Below are 15,077 nucleotides of genomic sequence, written 5' to 3'. Positions count from 1 at the left end.
CGGTCTCCCGGGCCTCTCGCTGTCGATCGCTCACAGGTCCTCGTCCTCCCACTCGGGCGCGAGGTCGCGCGCGATCTTGATGTCGTCGTTGCTGGTGCCGGCGGCGACCATCGGCCAGACCATCGCGTCGCGCTCGACCACGAAGTCGATGACGACCGGGCGGTCGGTGATGGCCATGGCCTGCTCGATGGTGGCGTCGAGCTGGTCGGGGCTGTCGCACCGCAGGCCGACGCAGCCGTACGCGTCGGCGAGCTTGACGAAGTCGGGGATGCGGCGCGCGCCGATCGACTCCGGGCCGGTGTTGAGGTCGGTGTTGGAGTAGCGGCCCTCGTAGAACAGGGTCTGCCACTGGCGCACCATGCCCAGCGAGGAGTTGTTGATGACGGCGACCTTGATCGGGATGCCCTCGAGCGCGCAGGTGGCGAGCTCCTGGTTGGTCATCTGGAAGCAGCCGTCGCCGTCGATCGCCCACACGACGGAGCCGGGCAGGCCGACCTGCGCGCCCATCGCAGCGGGCACCGAGTAGCCCATGGTGCCGGCACCGCCGGAGTTGAGCCACTGGCGCGGGCGCTCGAAGTCGATGAAGTGCGTGGCCCACATCTGGTGCTGGCCGACGCCTGCGACGTAGGTGGCCTCGGGGCCCGCGATGGCGCTGATGCGCTCGATCACGGTCTGGGGCGCGAGGCCCTCGCCGGGTGTGTCGTAGGCGACGGGGAACTTGCCCTTGACCGCGAGCATCTGCTGGCGCCAGGCGCTGTAGTCGCCCTGGGTGCCGGTCTCGTCGGCCTGCTTGCGCAGCGTGACGACGAGGTCGGCGATGACCTCGCGGCAGTCGCCCACGATGGGCACGTCGACCTCGCGGTTCTTCCCGATCTCGGCGGGGTCGATGTCGGCGTGGATGACCTTGGCGCCGGGCGCGAAGGTCTCCAGCTGGCCGGTGACGCGATCGTCGAAGCGGGCGCCGAGCGAGATCAGCAGGTCGGACTTCTGCAGGGCGGCCACGGCGGCGACCGTGCCGTGCATGCCCGGCATGCCGAGGTGCAGCTCGTGGCTGTCGGGGAACGCGCCGCGCGCCATGAGCGTGGTGACGACCGGGATGCCGGTGAGCTCGACGAGCATCGCCAGCTCGGCCGCGGCGTCGGCCTTGATGACGCCGCCGCCCACGTAGAGCACCGGGCGCTCCGCGGCGGCGATGAGACGTGCTGCCTCACGCACCTGCTTGCCGTGGGGGCGCGTGGTGGGACGGTAGCCCGGCAGCGCGAGCTCGTTCGGCCAGTGGAAGGTCGTGGTGGCCTGCAGCGCGTCCTTCGCGACGTCGACGAGGACCGGTCCGGGACGGCCGGTGCTGGCGATGTGGAACGCCTCCGCGACGACGGTGGGGATGTCGGCGGGGTCGGTCACGAGGTAGCTGTGCTTGGTGATCGGCATCGTGATGCCGCGGATGTCGGCCTCCTGGAAGCCGTCGGTGCCGATGAGGCTCGACGACACCTGGCCGGTGATCGCGACGATCGGCACGGAGTCCATGTAGGCGTCGGCGATGGCCGTGACGAGGTTCGTCGCGCCGGGGCCGGAGGTGGCCATGCAGACGCCGACCCGACCGGTGACCATGGCGTAGCCCTGCGCCGCGTGGCCCGCGCCCTGCTCGTGGCGCACCAGCACGTGCCGGATGCTCGAGTCGAAGAGCGGGTCGTAGGCGGGGAGGATCGCGCCGCCGGGGATGCCGAAGATGACCTCGACACCGGCGTGCTCGAGCGACCGGACGAGGCTCTGGGCGCCCGTCAGCGTGTCGCTGCTCGGCCTCGTGACCACTTCCGTCATCGCTTCGTCCTCATCTCGTCTGGTCGTGCCCGGTGGGTGTGCTGCGTGCTGGTCGGCCCCGGCGTGTCGCCGGACGGCGTCCTGTCCCCTCGCATGAAAAAACCCCCCGGCCAATGATGGCGCACGGAGGGTGACGCGAGACGGCGGGTCGTCGCGTCAGTCGTCTACGACAAGGCGGGTGAACAGCACCTCGACAGTCTCGCCCTCTCGCGCGACGTGGTCAAGTTCTGAGACAAGACGTACCAGCATCCGGACGGGGGCTACTGCTCGGGTGGGGCTGCGCTGCTGCGGCTTCTTATTCGGGTGGGGCTGCGTCGGCGTGGCTCCTCGTGGCGGAAGGGCTGCGTTGCTGCGGGTTCTCGTGGGTGTGGTCTCCGAAAGGGCCTCGACCGGGCGGCTGAGCGTGGGTCGGCTTCGGGTCTCGGGCTGGGGCTCCCGCTGTGGGACGCAAGGATCTGCGTTCGTGCGCTGGGACTCGAAGGATGCTGCGTTTGCGACGGGATCCCGTAGTGAACGCAGAAGCCTCCGGTCTCGAACGCGCGAATGCAGAATCTTGGGTGCCCTTTGCGTTGGGGAGACGAAGGATTCTTCCTTCTCGTGGACCGTTCCACGAGAAGGAAGAATCCTTCACACCCCTGGCCCCGTCAGCGGTGGATCCGCCACCTGAACAGCGCTCAGAAGGTGGCAGACCCACCGCCGGCACACGCAAACGCAGAATCTTGCGTCCACCGCGAGCCACAGCCCGAGAACCCAGCCCACCGGCCCGCCAGCCGCCCGGTCGAGGCCCTTTCGGAGACCACACCCACGACAAGCCGCGCCAGCGCAGCCCCACCCGAGAGACAAGCCCCACCGACGCACCCGCCGGACGAGTCCCGACCTCACCAGGGCGAGACGGCGTAGTCCTTGAGGAAGACGCCGTGAACGTCCTCGCCCGCCTCGCCGCGCACGATCGGGTCGTACACGCGGGCCGCTCCGTCGACGAGGTCGAGGGGGGCCTTGAACCCCTCCTGCGCGAGCCGGACCTTGGTGGTGTGGGGGCGTTCGTCGGTGATCCAGCCGGTGTCGACGGCTGTCATGAGGATCCCGTCGGTCTCGAGCATCTCCCCCGCGCTCGTGCGGGTGAGCATGTTCAGCGCGGCCTTGCTCATGTTCGTGTGCGGGTGGCCCGGACCCTTGTACCGGCGGGAGAACTGGCCCTCCATCGCCGAGACGTTGACGACGTAGGTCCGTCGCGCGGGCGATGCGGCGAGCGAGGGGCGCAGCCGGCTGATGAGGATGAACGGGGCCGTCTGGTTGCAGAGCTGGACCTCGAGGAGCTCGAGGGCGTCGACCTCGGACACCGTCTGCACCCAGCTGTTGGTGTCGACGACGTCGGGCACGAGCCCGCCGGCGTCGATGCGGTCGAGGTCGGCCGACCCTGCCGTCATCGCCTCTTCGAGCCGCTCGGAGAGCCGGTCGGCGGTGACCGCGTCGGCGGCCAGCACGGGGTGCGACTCGACCGAGCCGACCAGCGCGGCCGGGTGCAGATCGCTCGTGTGGCCGAAGGTGACGAGCTCCGGTCCCCCGGTCTCGTGGCTCAATCCGGGAGGCAGGGGCACGTTCTCAGCCTCCGCCAGCGGACCGTAGGCGCCCGGCGAGCGCCGGACCGTCTGCGCCGCGTTGTTGATGATGATGTCGAGGTGCCCGCGCGCTGCGAGGTCGTCGGCCAGCCCGACCACCTGGGCGGGGTCACGCAGGTCGATGCCCACGACCCGCAGCCGGTGCATCCAGTCGGCGCTGTCGGGCAGGCTCGCGAACCGTCGCACCGCGTCCCGCGGGAAGCGGGTCGTGATGGTGGTCTCCGCACCGTCGCGGAGCAGCCGCAGCGCGATGTACATGCCGATCTTGGCCCGTCCCCCCGTCAGGAGCGCCCGCCGGCCGGTCAGGTCGGTCCGGGCGTCGCGCTTGGCGTGGCTCATGGCCGCGCACTCGGGGCACAGTTGGTGGTAGAAGGCGTCGACCAGCGTGAACTTGCGCTTGCAGATGTAGCACCCGCGGGGCACCTGGAGGACCCCCGCCGTGGCGCCGCGCGCCGTCGAGGTCAGCGCGATGCCCGCCGTCTCGTCGTCGATGCGCTGGGCCGAGCCGGTCGCGGTGCGCTCGACGACCTCGCGGTCGGCGGCGGCCGTCGCCTCGCGGGCCGCGCGCCGCCGCTGCTTCTTGACGTCCTTGTAGAACGCACCGCAGGCACGACGCAGCGCGACGTACGCCTCGTCGTCCTCGCCCAGGAACTGCGCCTCGCCGAGGACCTTGAGGGCGGTCGCGAGCTCCTCGTCGCTGAAGTCGGGCACTACCCGGTGACGGCGCCGTGCGCCGCGGAGCTGACGAGCTTGCGGTACTTGGCGAGCACGCCGGACGTGTACTTCGGGGCCGCGGGCTCCCAGCCGACCTTGCGACGCTCCAGCTCGTCGTCGTCGATCTCGACCTCGAGAGTGCGGTTCGCGACGTCGAGCGTGATCGGGTCGCCGTCGCGCACGAACGCGATGGGTCCGCCGTCGACAGCCTCGGGGGCGACGTGGCCGACGCACAGTCCGGTGGTCCCGCCCGAGAAGCGGCCGTCGGTGAGCAGCAGGACGTCCTTGCCGAGGCCGGCGCCCTTGATGGCGCCCGTGATGGCCAGCATCTCGCGCATGCCCGGTCCGCCCTTCGGCCCCTCGTTGCGGATGACCACGACGTCGCCGGCGGTGATCGTGCCGTCCTCGAGCGCGTCCATCGCGGCCCGCTCGCCGTCGAACACCCGGGCCGTGCCCCGGAAGACGTCGGAGTCGAACCCGGCGCTCTTCACGACGGCGCCCTCAGGTGCGAGGGAGCCGCGCAGGATCGTGAGCCCACCGGTCTTGTGGATGGGCGCGTCGAGCGGGCGGATGATGTCGCCGTCGAGGCCGAGGTCGATGTCGGCGAGGTTCTCGGCCATGGTGCGACCGGTCACCGTCATCACGTCGCCGTGCATGAGGCCGGCGTCGAGCAGCGCCTTCATGATGACCGGGATGCCGCCGACCTTGTCGACGTCGTTCATGACGTAGCGACCGAACGGCTTGAGGTCGCCGAGGTGCGGGACCTTGTCGCCGACGCGGTTGAAGTCGTCGAGCGTGAGCGGCACGCCCGCCTCGCGGGCGATGGCGAGCAGGTGCAGCACCGCGTTGGTGGAGCCGCCGAGCGCCATCACGACCGTGATGGCGTTCTCGAACGCCTCGAGCGTCATGATGTCGCGGGTGGTGATGCCTCGGCGGAGCAGCTCGACGACGGCCTCGCCCGACTTGGCGGCGTAGTCGTCACGGCGACGGTCCGGCGCGGGCGGGGCGGCCGAGCCGGGCAGGCTCATGCCGAGCGCCTCCGCGGCGGAGGCCATCGTGTTGGCGGTGTACATGCCGCCGCAGGCACCCTCGCCGGGACAGATCGCCCGCTCGATGCGGTCGACCTCCTCGCGGGTGATGAGTCCCTTGATGCACGCGCCGACGGCCTCGAAGGCGTCGATGATCGTGACGTCCTTGCCGTCGACGTTGCCGGGCATGATCGAGCCGGCGTAGAGGAACACGCTGGACAGGTCGAGGCGCGCCGCGGCCATGAGCATGCCGGGCAGGCTCTTGTCGCAGCCGGCCAGGAGCACCGAGCCGTCGAGCCGCTCGGCCATCATCACGGTCTCGACGGAGTCGGCGATGATCTCGCGGCTGACGAGCGAGAAGTGCATGCCCTCGTGACCCATGCTGATGCCGTCGGAGACGCTGATGGTGCCGAACTCCAGGGGGTAGCCGCCGGCCGCGTGCACACCGGTCTTGACCGCCTTGGCGAGTCGGTCGAGGGAGAGGTTGCAGGGCGTGATCTCGTTCCAGCTCGACGCGACGCCGACCTGCGGCTTCGGCCAGTCCTCGTCGCCCATGCCCACCGCACGCAGCATGCCGCGCGCGGCGGTCTTCTCGAGACCGTCGGTGACGTCGCGACTGCGGGGCTTGATGTCGACGCCGGGCTCCGGCGTCGGGGCGGGTCGGCGTTCGGGGGTCTCGCTGGGCATGGGGCTGATCCTACGACCGGGCGGCTCGGCGGCGTCCGCTGGTCACGTCGCCGCACCGTCGGCCCGCGCGAGCAGCCGCGCGGCAAGGTCGCGCAGCCGCTGCTCGTCGTCGCGGCGGGCCACCTGGAGCCTTGCGCTCATGGCCTGGGGGGTGATCCCGAGCTCCTGCGCCGCGGCCCGTTGCGTGGTGTGCCGCTCGAGCACGTCGACGGCCTGCTGCCCGTCCGTCGACCGGTCGGCGACGAGCCGCGCCAGCACCTGCAGCGCGGTCTCGGCGTCGGTGCCGGCCGCCTCGTCGCGGCCCGTCCCCACGTCGAGCGCGACGCCCGCGGTGCAGCGCGCCGCACGTTCGACCGCCGTCCGGGCGGCGTACAGCGCAGGCCCTCGGGCGGCCCGCACCGACGTCGGCAGCGGGGTCTCGACGTCGCCGACCCCGACCCCGACCCACCAGCGCTGGGCTCGGGCGACCAGCACCACGACGTCGACCGCGGTCACGGGGTCGTCCACGAGGGCCTGCACCTCGTCGCCGACGGTGCGTTCGAAGCCACGCACCGTCGGCGTCCCGTCCAACCTGCGCAGGAGGGCGGGGACCCCGTCGGCCGTCTGCCGGCTCCGGCGCTGGTCGAGCGTGAGGGCGAACATGTCCCCACCCTATCAAGCCTTGAGGCTTGATTCACGTATATCAGGTATGCAGGCTTGATCATGGGCCGTTCCCGAGGACCGCGCCGGGCGAGGGGCGTCCGACCCTCGTGGCACGATGACGGCGGAGAGGAGCACCATGACCGACCGGCCCGCCGACCCCTCGGCCGCTGACCCACCCGCACCGCTGGAGCCGTCCGCCGAGGCTCCCGTCGACGCACCGGTCGAGGCGATCGAGGTGGAGCTGAGCATCCTCGCCGAGGCTCGCAACGAGGTGGGCGCCGCCGACCACAAGGCGTCGATGGTGCTCGCCGTGCTCGGCATCGGGTTCGGGGCCCTCCTCGCCGGCCTCATCGCGCGGGACTGGAGCCCCGCCGAGCTCAGCGTCGGCGGGCGAGCCGTCTGGTACGTCGGCGCCCTGCTCGCCGCCGGGTCCGTCGGCGCGGCGGCGCTCGCCGTCTGGCCGCGGTTCACCGTGCCGCCGCCCTCGCCGCAGGTGTACTACTGGGGCCACGTCGCCGCCTTCGACTCCCGGGAGGCCCTCGACGCCTCGCTCGACGCCCAGCCGCCGACCCTGCCCGCCCGCACCCGGCACCAGCTCTACGAGCTGTCGCGGATCGTGGCGCGCAAGTACCACTGGGTGCGCGTGGCGATGCGTCTGGCCGGCGCGTCCGTGCCCTTCTTCCTGCTCGCAGGACTGGTGGGCTACTGACCGGCGACAGGAGGCGTGAGGACCGTGCCGTGCAGCAGCAGGTCGTGGGCGTGCAGCACCGCGTAGGCGCCGCTGCGGCGCAGGTTCTGCGAGACCGCGGAGGCGCTGATGCCCTCCTCCTCCGCGAGGTCGGCCTGCGTCCTGCCGTCCAGCACGCCCCGGAGCAGCCGACGCGACCGCGGCAGCATGCCGCTGACGATCTCGTCGCGCAGCAGCAGGAAGGCGTCGACGTGCGCCGGGTCCGGGTGCTCGGGGCCGAACGGCACCCCGTCGGCGACGACGTACCAGGTCCGCAGCGTGCGGTCACGCCCGGTCTCGCGAGCCTTCGCCTCGTTGATGGCGTCCCGGGCGGCCCACCACCCCGGACCGTCCTGCAGCAGGCCGACCGCACCCTGCCCGAGGTGCTGCACGGGGCCCACCCCGACACCGGTGCGGGCGTCGAGCTCCTCCGGGAGCTCGAGGCGCAGGAGCAGCGAGGACCTCAGCGCCTCCTCGACCGTGGCGTAGCGAGCCTGCGCCTCGTCGCCGACCGTCGGCTCGAGCGGCTGCTCGGCGGGAACCGCACGGTTGACGGCGGCCAGCGCCTCCGTGAACGCCCGGTGCACCCAGGCGCGGTCCGCGTGCCGGCGGGAGCCGACGAGGTCGACGATCATCGTCACCCGCGTCCGCAGCTCTGCCATACAGGTAAGTCTATGCCTTCAGGTAAGACATTACCTGCTCCTGACATCATGGGTTCATGCGTATCGCCTGGGCCGTCGGGAAGGACTTCCGACACCACGACCCCGACCTGCCCCTGCTCACCGCGGCCGTGACCGCCCGCGGGATCGATGCGCAGACGGCCGTCTGGGACGACCCCGAGGTCGACTGGGCCGCCTACGACCTCGTCGTCGTCCGCTCCTGCTGGGACTACGTGCCTCGGCGCGCGGAGTTCCTCACGTGGGCCGAGGAGGTGCCGCGGCTCGCCAACCCGGCGTCCGTGCTGCGGTGGAACACCGACAAGACGTACCTGCGCGGCCTCGACGAGGCCGGCGTCGCCGTCGTGCCCACGGCGTGGTCCGTGCGCTCCGTCGCCGACCTGCCGGAGGCCGACGAGTGGGTGGTGAAGCCGACCGTCTCGGCCGGCGCGGCCGACACCGCCCGCTGGAGCGACCCCGAGCAGGCCGTCGCCCACAGCCGTCGCCTCCTCGACGTCGGTCGTCCCACGATGACGCAGCCCTACGTGGACGCCGTCGACACCGAGGGCGAGACGGGCATCCTGCTCTTCGGCGAGACCGTGTCGCACGCCTTCCGCAAGGGCGCCCTCCTGGCCCGCGGCGACGACCCCCGGAGCCTCCCGGAGCTGAAGGAGGACATCGGGCCGCGTGAGCCGTCCGCCGACCAGGTGGCCTTCGCCCGGCACACGGTGCGCGTGGCACGCGAGCTCACCGGGCACGAGCTCCTGTACGCCCGGGTCGACGTCGTGACCGGGCCCGACGGGCGGCCACGCCTCATGGAGCTCGAGCTGACGGAGCCGTCGTTCTTCCTGCCGCACACCCCGACGGGCGCCGCGACCTTCGCCGACGCCCTCGAGGCACGGCTGTCCGGGTGAGGACCACGCCGTCGAGTTCGGCCGAACGCGTTGCGGACACCCCCGCGAGCAGGCAGGATCGACGCCCGTGAGCCAGACCCCGGGCCTCGTGCGCTTCCACGACGTCACCAGCGCCGACGGCACGCGGCTGCGCGCCTGGACCAACGACGCCGACGGACCGACCGTGCTGCTGTGCAACGGCCTCGGCACCAACCCGTACGCCTGGCCCACCCTGCTGAGCCCGGACTGCGGCGTGCGGATCGTCTCCTGGAACCATCGCGGCGTCGGAGGCTCGGCCCGTCCGGCGGACGGTCGCGTCGACCTCGACTCCTTCGTCGAGGACGCGCTCGCCGTGATGGACGACGCGGGCCTGGAGTCCGCGCCCGTGCTGAGCTGGTCGACCGGCGTGACGGTGGCCTTCGAGCTCGCGGGGCGCCACCCGGAGCGCGTCGAGGGCATCCTGGCCGTCGCGGGGGTCCCGGGCAACACGTTCGGGACGATGCTCGCCCCCCTGCACGTCCCGCCGTTCCTGGCCCGGCAGCTGATGGTCGGTCTCGCCCGGGTGACGACGGTGACCGGTCACGGCCTCGCGCCGGTGACCACCCGCCTCCCCTGGACCCGCTCGACGACGGACCTGCTGCGCCGGGCCCGGCTCATCGACCCCGTCGCCGACACGGCCGACCTGCAGGCCATGGTCAAGGAGTTCTTCACCACGCACCCCGCCTGGTACGCCCGACTCGCCCTCGGTGTGTCCCAGCACGCCCGGGTGCGGCTCTCCAGCATCGACGTGCCGACCACGTTCGTCTCGGGCCGCTGGGACGTCCTCACCGGGGCGCGCGACATGTACACGGCGTCGCAGAACGTCAGGCGCTCCCGCTACCGCGAGCTCGACGCGACCCACTTCATCCCCGTCGAGCACCCCGACGTCGTGCTCGAGGAGCTGCAGCTCCTGCTCGAGCGGATCGAGGCGCTCCGCACGTCGTGAGACCGGCGGACGTCGGACCGGTTCGTCAGGCCAGATCGTCAGGCCGGGTCGTCAGGCTGGGTCGTCAGGCTGGGTCGTCCGCCCACGACGTGCGACCGTCGCCGGTGATCGGGATCGTCGGCCCGGGCGTGACCCGCGGGCGGAACGTGGCCTCGCCGAGCCCACGCACGCGGGCGAGCCACTCGCGCGAGCGCCGGCCGCCCTCGCTGACCACGTAGCCCTGGACGTCGAGCCCGGCCGCGACGCCGAGGTCGACCGTGCGGGCCGCGTAGACGCCCTGGGTGACGACGATCGCGGTGTCGGCCTCGAAGACGTCGCGGGCCCGTCGCATCGTGTGCCACGTGCTGAACCCGGCGTAGTCGGTGAACACGTCGGAGGCGGGCACGCCGGCCTCGAGCACCGCGTCGCGCATGGCGTCGGGCTCGTTGTAGGTCGGGGTGCCGTTGTCGCCCGACAGCAGGATCTTCTCGACGAGTCCCCGGTCGTAGAGCTCCACGGCGGCGCGCACACGCTGCTCGACGGGACGTCCCAGGGAACCGTCGGGGTAGACACCTGCCCCCGGCACGATGGCGACCTGGGCCGCGTCGAGGTCGTCGACCTCGCGCGTCATCCGATCCGAGGCGCGGCCCACGACCAGCAGGTTCGCGACGACGACCAGCACGACCACGAGGACGGCGAGGGCGACGGCGGCCGTCAGCAGGAGCCGTGACCACGACCTGGGACGTCGGCCGACGTCCTCGCCCTCGTGCGTCGTCACGGGGCCCTCAGGCGAGCTTCTCGAGGATCAGCTCGCGCACCCGGCCGGCGTCGGCCTGGCCGCGCATCTCCTTCATCACGGCGCCGATGAGCGCACCGGCGGCCTGCACCTTGCCGTCGCGGATCTTCTGCGCGACGTCGGGGTTGGCGGCGATGGCGGCGTCGACCGCCGCGCCGAGGGCACCGTCGTCGGAGACGACCTCCAGCCCGCGGGCGGTCACGACCTCCTCGGGCGAGCCCTCCCCCGCCAGGACGCCCTCGAGCACCTGCCGGGCCAGCTTGTCGTTGACGCGGCCCTCGTCGATGAGCGCCTGCACCCCCGCGACCTGCTCGGGCGTGACGCCCAGCTCGTCCAGACCCACGCCCGCCTCGTTGGCGCGCCGGGCCAGCTCACCCAGCCACCACTTCTTCGCCGCCGCCGGCGTGGCGCCGGCGGCCACCGTGGCGACCACGAGCTCCAGCGCCCCCGCGCCCACGGTGTCGCGCATGTCGAGGTCGGAGAAGCCCCACTCGGACTGCAGCCGCTTGCGACGCTCCGCCGGCGGCTCCGGGAGGGTGCCGCGCAGCTCCTGGACCCACTCCCGCGACGGCGACACCGGAGCGAGGTCGGGCTCGGGGAAGTAGCGGTAGTCGTCCGCGTCGGACTTCGGACGTCCCGGCGAGGTCGAGCCGTCGGCCTCGTGGAAGTGCCGGGTCTCCTGCAGGATGCTCTGGCCGGCGTCGAGCACGCCCGCGTGCCGCGAGACCTCGAAGCGCACGGCCCGCTCGACCGAGCGGAAGGAGTTGACGTTCTTGGTCTCGCTGCGGGTGCCGAGCGTCGCGGAGCCCTTCGGCTTGAGCGACAGGTTGACGTCGGCGCGCAGCGAGCCCTGGTCCATCCGGGCGTCGGAGACGTCGAGCGCCACCATGAGGTCGCGCAGGTGCTGGACGTAGGCGCGCGCGACGGCCGGAGCCTTCTCGGCCGGCACCTCGATCGTGCGCGTGACGATCTCGATGAGCGGGATCCCGGCCCGGTTGTAGTCGAGCAGCGAGTGGTCGGCACCGTGGATGCGACCAGTCGCGCCACCGACGTGCAGCGACTTGCCGGTGTCCTCCTCCATGTGCGCGCGCTCGACCTCGATGCGGAAGGTCTCACCCTCGACGTCGAGGTCGACGTAGCCGTCGAACGCGATCGGCTCGTCGTACTGCGACGTCTGGAAGTTCTTCGGCATGTCCGGGTAGAAGTAGTTCTTCCGCGCGAACCGGCACCACTCGGCGATCTCGCAGTTGAGCGCGAGACCGATGCGGATGGCCGACTCGACGGCCTTCGCGTTCACGACGGGCAGGGCACCGGGCAGGCCGAGGCACACCGGGCACACCTGGGTGTTCGGCTCGGCCCCGAACGCCGTGGCACAGCCGCAGAACATCTTCGTGGCGGTGCTGAGCTCGACGTGGACCTCGAGCCCGAGCACGGGGTCGTACCGCTCGATCGCCCGCTCGAACGGGACGAGGGCGGGCGTGCTGGTCTGCGTGCTCATCGGGCGGCTCCTGCGTCGATGTCGGCGAGGACGGGTGCGTCGACGAGCCGCTCGAGGGCCGCGCCGACGTTGTAGAGACGGTCGTCGGCGAGCGCGGGCGCGAGCACCTGCACGCCCACGGGCAGCCCGGTGTCGCTCGCGAGGCCGACCGGCAGGCTCAGCCCCGGCACGCCGGCCAGGTTGGCGGGGATGGTCGCGACGTCCTCGAGGTACATCGCGAGGGGGTCGTCGCTCTTCTCCCCCAGCCGCCAGGCCGTGGTGGGCGTGGTGGGCGAGACGAGCACGTCGACCTGCTCGAAGGCCGCCGCGAAGTCACGTGCGACCAGGGTGCGCACCTTCTGGGCCGAGCCGTAGTAGGCGTCGTAGTAGCCGCTCGACAGCGCGTAGGTGCCCAGGATGATGCGTCGCTTGACCTCGTCGCCGAAGCCGGCATCACGGCTGGCGGCCATGACCTGCTCGGCGCTCGCGGGCGGGCCGTCGGGCGTGACCCGCAGGCCGTAGCGCATCGCGTCGAAGCGGGCCAGGTTGCTCGACACCTCGCTCGGCATGACGAGGTAGTAGGCGGCGATGCCGTGCTCGAAGCTCGGGCACGAGACCTCGACGACCTCGGCGCCCGCTTGCGCGAGCAGCTCGACCGTCTCGTCGAAGCGCTGCTGGACGCCGGGCTGGAAGCCCTCGCCGCCCAGCTCCTTGACGACGCCGACCCGCAGTCCCGTGACGTCGCCGCGGCGTGCGGCGTCGACGACCGACGGCACCGGGGCGTCCAGGCTGGTGGAGTCCCTCGGGTCGTGACCGGCGAGCACCTCGTGCAGGAGGGCGGCGTCGAGCACGGAGCGGGCCATCGGACCGACCTGGTCGAGGCTGCTCGCCATGGCGATGACGCCGTACCGGGAGACCCCGCCGTACGTCGGCTTGACGCCGACGATGCCGGTCATGGCACCGGGCTGACGGATCGAGCCGCCCGTGTCGGTGCCCAGCGCCAGCGGTGCCTCGTAGCCGGCGACGGCGGCGGCCGACCCACCGCTCGAGCCGCCGGGGATGCGCTCGGTGTCCCACGGGTTGCGGGCGGGCTTGTAGGCCGAGTGCTCGTTCGACGAGCCCATCGCGAACTCGTCGAGGTTGGTCTTGCCGAGGATCGGCAGCCCGGCGGCGCGCAGACGCGTGACGACGGTGGCGTCGTACGGGGGCACCCAGCCCTCGAGGATCCGCGAGCCGGCGGTCGTGGGCTGGCCGACCGTGTTGATGAGGTCCTTCACGGCCACCGGCACGCCGGCCAGCGTCGGGAGCGTCTCGCCGGCGGCGCGGCGCGCGTCGACGTCGGCTGCGGTGGCCAGCGCCCCCTCGGGGTCGACGTGCAGGAACGCGCCGAGCCGGTCGTCGACGTCGGCGATCCGGTCGAGGTGGGCCTGCGTGACGTCGACGGACGTCAGGCTGCCGTCGCCGAGCGCCTCGGCGATCTCGGCGGCCTTCAGGCGGACGGGGTCGCTCATGTCAGTCCACCCCCAGGATCTGCGGCACGAGGAAGCGCTGCTCCTCGCTGGCCGGCGCGCCCGCGAGGGCCTCGTCGGGTGTGAGACCCGGACGGACGACGTCGTCGCGGAAGACGTTGTCGATCGGCACGGGGTGGCTCATGGCGGGCACGTCGGCGCTCGCGGCCTCCTGGACCGCGGCGACGTGGTCGAGGATGGCGGGCAGCTCGGCGCCCAGCCGATCGAGCTCGTCCTCGCTGAGCGAGATGCGCGCGAGGCTCGCCAGGTGGGCGACGTCCTCACGCGAGATGGCCGACGACATGCGTCTCCCTTGCGGCTGGGGTGCGGGTACCGACCCATCGTAGTGAGGCGTCACCTCACGTTCACCGGCGTCCCCTACGCTCCGCGTCGTGCTCGAGACCCACAGCGCGATGCAGCTGTCCGCCTACTCCGTCGACGACTCCGACGACGACGACCCCGTGCTCCTCGACGCCCGCGGCCTCGCCGTGGACACGTGGCGCGAGGGCTACCCGTACGCCGAGCGGCTCGACCGGGACACGTACGAGCTGGAGAAGCGTCTGCTGCAGATCGAGCTGATCAAGCTGCAGAGCTGGGTCAAGGACTCCGGGCAGCGTCTGGTGCTGCTGTTCGAGGGGCGCGACGCGGCCGGCAAGGGCGGCACCATCAAGCGCTTCACGGAGCACCTGAACCCGCGCGGCGCTCGCGTCGTCGCGCTGGTGAAGCCGACCGACCGCGAGCAGGGCCAGTGGTACTTCCAGCGCTACGTCTACCACCTCCCGACATCGGGCGAGATCACCTTCTTCGACCGCTCCTGGTACAACCGCGCCGGGGTCGAGCGGGTGATGGGCTTCTGCACGCCCGAGCAGTACACCGAGTTCCTCAAGCAGGCCCCGGCGTTCGAGAAGATGCTCGTCAACGACGGCATCCACGTCGTGAAGTTCTGGTTCTCCGTGTCGCGGGCCGAGCAGCTCACCCGGTTCACCATCCGGCAGATCGACCCCGTCCGTCAGTGGAAGCTCTCACCGATGGACCTCGCCTCCCTCGACAAGTGGGACGCCTACACCGACGCCAAGGAGGCCATGTTCCGCCGGACGGACACCAAGCACTCCCCCTGGACCGTCGTGAAGAGCAACGACAAGAAGCGCGCCCGCCTCGAGGCCATGCGTCACGTGCTGCACCGCTTCGACTACCCCGGCAAGGACCACGACGTCGTCCGCACCCCCGACCCCCTCGTCGTCGGCGCCGCCGCCGACCTGTTCGACCCCGACTCCGCCGACGTCGACTGAGGGCGTCTCGTCCTGCTGGTGCGCTGGCTGCGGGGGTCTCGTCGTGCTGGTGCGCTGGCTGCGGGGGTCTCGTCCTGCTGGTGCGCTGCCGCAGGTGGACTCGTCGTGCTGGTGCGCTGCCGCAGGTGGACTCGTCGTGCTGGTGCGCTGCCGCAGGTGGACTCGTCGTGCTGGTGCGCTGGCTCGGCCTTCGCTGGGGGTGGTCTCCGAAAGGGCCTCGACCGGGCGGCTGGGTGGGGGTCGGCTTCGGGTCTCGGGC

At 71.9% G+C, this 15,077-nt stretch carries 13 protein-coding genes; 4 read left to right on the top strand and 9 right to left on the bottom strand.

Annotation, left to right across the window (positions count from 1 at the left end; translation table 11 throughout):
- Positions 1 to 30 precede the first annotated feature (30 nt).
- From AC3WRM_RS06380 to AC3WRM_RS06365, 4 genes are all read right to left on the bottom strand, one after another.
- Positions 31 to 1,818, bottom strand: coding sequence for an acetolactate synthase large subunit (locus AC3WRM_RS06380; RefSeq protein ID WP_492247677.1), 1,788 nt, complete (start codon positions 1,816 to 1,818; stop codon positions 31 to 33).
- Between the two features lie 878 nt (positions 1,819 to 2,696).
- On the bottom strand, positions 2,697 to 4,148 hold the full coding sequence (locus tag AC3WRM_RS06375) for an SDR family NAD(P)-dependent oxidoreductase (RefSeq protein WP_492247676.1): 1,452 nt from the start codon (positions 4,146 to 4,148) through the stop codon (positions 2,697 to 2,699).
- Positions 4,148 to 5,866 (bottom strand): dihydroxy-acid dehydratase, encoded by a 1,719-nt coding sequence (gene ilvD, locus AC3WRM_RS06370; RefSeq protein WP_492247675.1) that lies wholly within the window; start codon positions 5,864 to 5,866, stop codon positions 4,148 to 4,150. The genes AC3WRM_RS06375 and ilvD overlap by 1 nt, the downstream gene beginning before the upstream one ends.
- 42 nt (positions 5,867 to 5,908) lie before the next feature.
- A complete protein-coding gene (locus AC3WRM_RS06365; protein WP_492247674.1) occupies positions 5,909 to 6,508 on the bottom strand; it encodes a hypothetical protein in 600 nt (199 codons plus the stop codon).
- Between the two features lie 136 nt (positions 6,509 to 6,644).
- Here AC3WRM_RS06365 and AC3WRM_RS06360 point away from each other — a divergent pair, with 136 nt between their 5' ends.
- On the top strand, positions 6,645 to 7,217 hold the full coding sequence (locus AC3WRM_RS06360) for a Pycsar system effector family protein (RefSeq protein ID WP_492247673.1): 573 nt from the start codon (positions 6,645 to 6,647) through the stop codon (positions 7,215 to 7,217).
- On the opposite strand, the gene AC3WRM_RS06355 is transcribed toward AC3WRM_RS06360, so the two are convergent.
- The gene (locus AC3WRM_RS06355) at positions 7,211 to 7,897 is read right to left on the bottom strand and encodes a SatD family protein (RefSeq protein WP_492247672.1); all 687 of its coding nucleotides are present in this window, start codon (positions 7,895 to 7,897) and stop codon (positions 7,211 to 7,213) included. The two genes, AC3WRM_RS06360 and AC3WRM_RS06355, sit on opposite strands and share 7 nt — an antisense overlap.
- Positions 7,898 to 7,953: 56 nt before the next feature.
- On the opposite strand from AC3WRM_RS06355, the gene AC3WRM_RS06350 reads away from it, so the two are divergent.
- Positions 7,954 to 8,805: an ATP-grasp domain-containing protein gene (locus AC3WRM_RS06350; RefSeq protein WP_492247671.1), complete on the top strand. Its 852-nt coding sequence runs from the start codon at positions 7,954 to 7,956 to the stop codon at positions 8,803 to 8,805.
- Positions 8,806 to 8,872: 67 nt separating this feature from the next.
- On the top strand, positions 8,873 to 9,769 hold the full coding sequence (locus AC3WRM_RS06345; protein WP_492247670.1) for an alpha/beta fold hydrolase: 897 nt from the start codon (positions 8,873 to 8,875) through the stop codon (positions 9,767 to 9,769).
- Positions 9,770 to 9,833: 64 nt separating this feature from the next.
- Here the strand turns inward: AC3WRM_RS06345 and AC3WRM_RS06340 are convergent, their stop codons facing one another.
- From AC3WRM_RS06340 to gatC, 4 genes are read right to left on the bottom strand one after another with little or no spacing between them, the layout of a single operon-like run.
- Entirely contained in the window at positions 9,834 to 10,526 is a 693-nt protein-coding gene (locus tag AC3WRM_RS06340; protein ID WP_492247669.1) for a SanA/YdcF family protein, read from the bottom strand.
- A gap of 7 nt (positions 10,527 to 10,533) precedes the next feature.
- Positions 10,534 to 12,042 carry an Asp-tRNA(Asn)/Glu-tRNA(Gln) amidotransferase subunit GatB gene (gene gatB, locus AC3WRM_RS06335; RefSeq protein WP_492247668.1) on the bottom strand — a complete coding sequence of 503 codons (1,509 nt, stop codon included), beginning with the start codon at positions 12,040 to 12,042 and terminating at the stop codon, positions 10,534 to 10,536.
- Positions 12,039 to 13,532, bottom strand: coding sequence for an Asp-tRNA(Asn)/Glu-tRNA(Gln) amidotransferase subunit GatA (gatA, locus tag AC3WRM_RS06330; RefSeq protein WP_492247667.1), 1,494 nt, complete (start codon positions 13,530 to 13,532; stop codon positions 12,039 to 12,041). The genes gatB and gatA overlap by 4 nt, the downstream gene beginning before the upstream one ends.
- A 1-nt stretch (position 13,533) precedes the next feature.
- Positions 13,534 to 13,833, bottom strand: coding sequence for an Asp-tRNA(Asn)/Glu-tRNA(Gln) amidotransferase subunit GatC (gene gatC / locus AC3WRM_RS06325; protein ID WP_492247666.1), 300 nt, complete (start codon positions 13,831 to 13,833; stop codon positions 13,534 to 13,536).
- Between the two features lie 109 nt (positions 13,834 to 13,942).
- Here gatC and ppk2 point away from each other — a divergent pair, with 109 nt between their 5' ends.
- Positions 13,943 to 14,818 carry a polyphosphate kinase 2 gene (gene ppk2 / locus AC3WRM_RS06320; RefSeq protein WP_492247827.1) on the top strand — a complete coding sequence of 292 codons (876 nt, stop codon included), beginning with the start codon at positions 13,943 to 13,945 and terminating at the stop codon, positions 14,816 to 14,818.
- Positions 14,819 to 15,077: the final 259 nt, after the last annotated feature.

Source organism: Aeromicrobium sp. EU05-FHT14F07 (genome assembly GCF_058790455.1).
The sequence above is the reverse complement of the archived record's forward strand: the minus strand, read 5'-3'. Positions and strand labels throughout refer to the sequence as shown.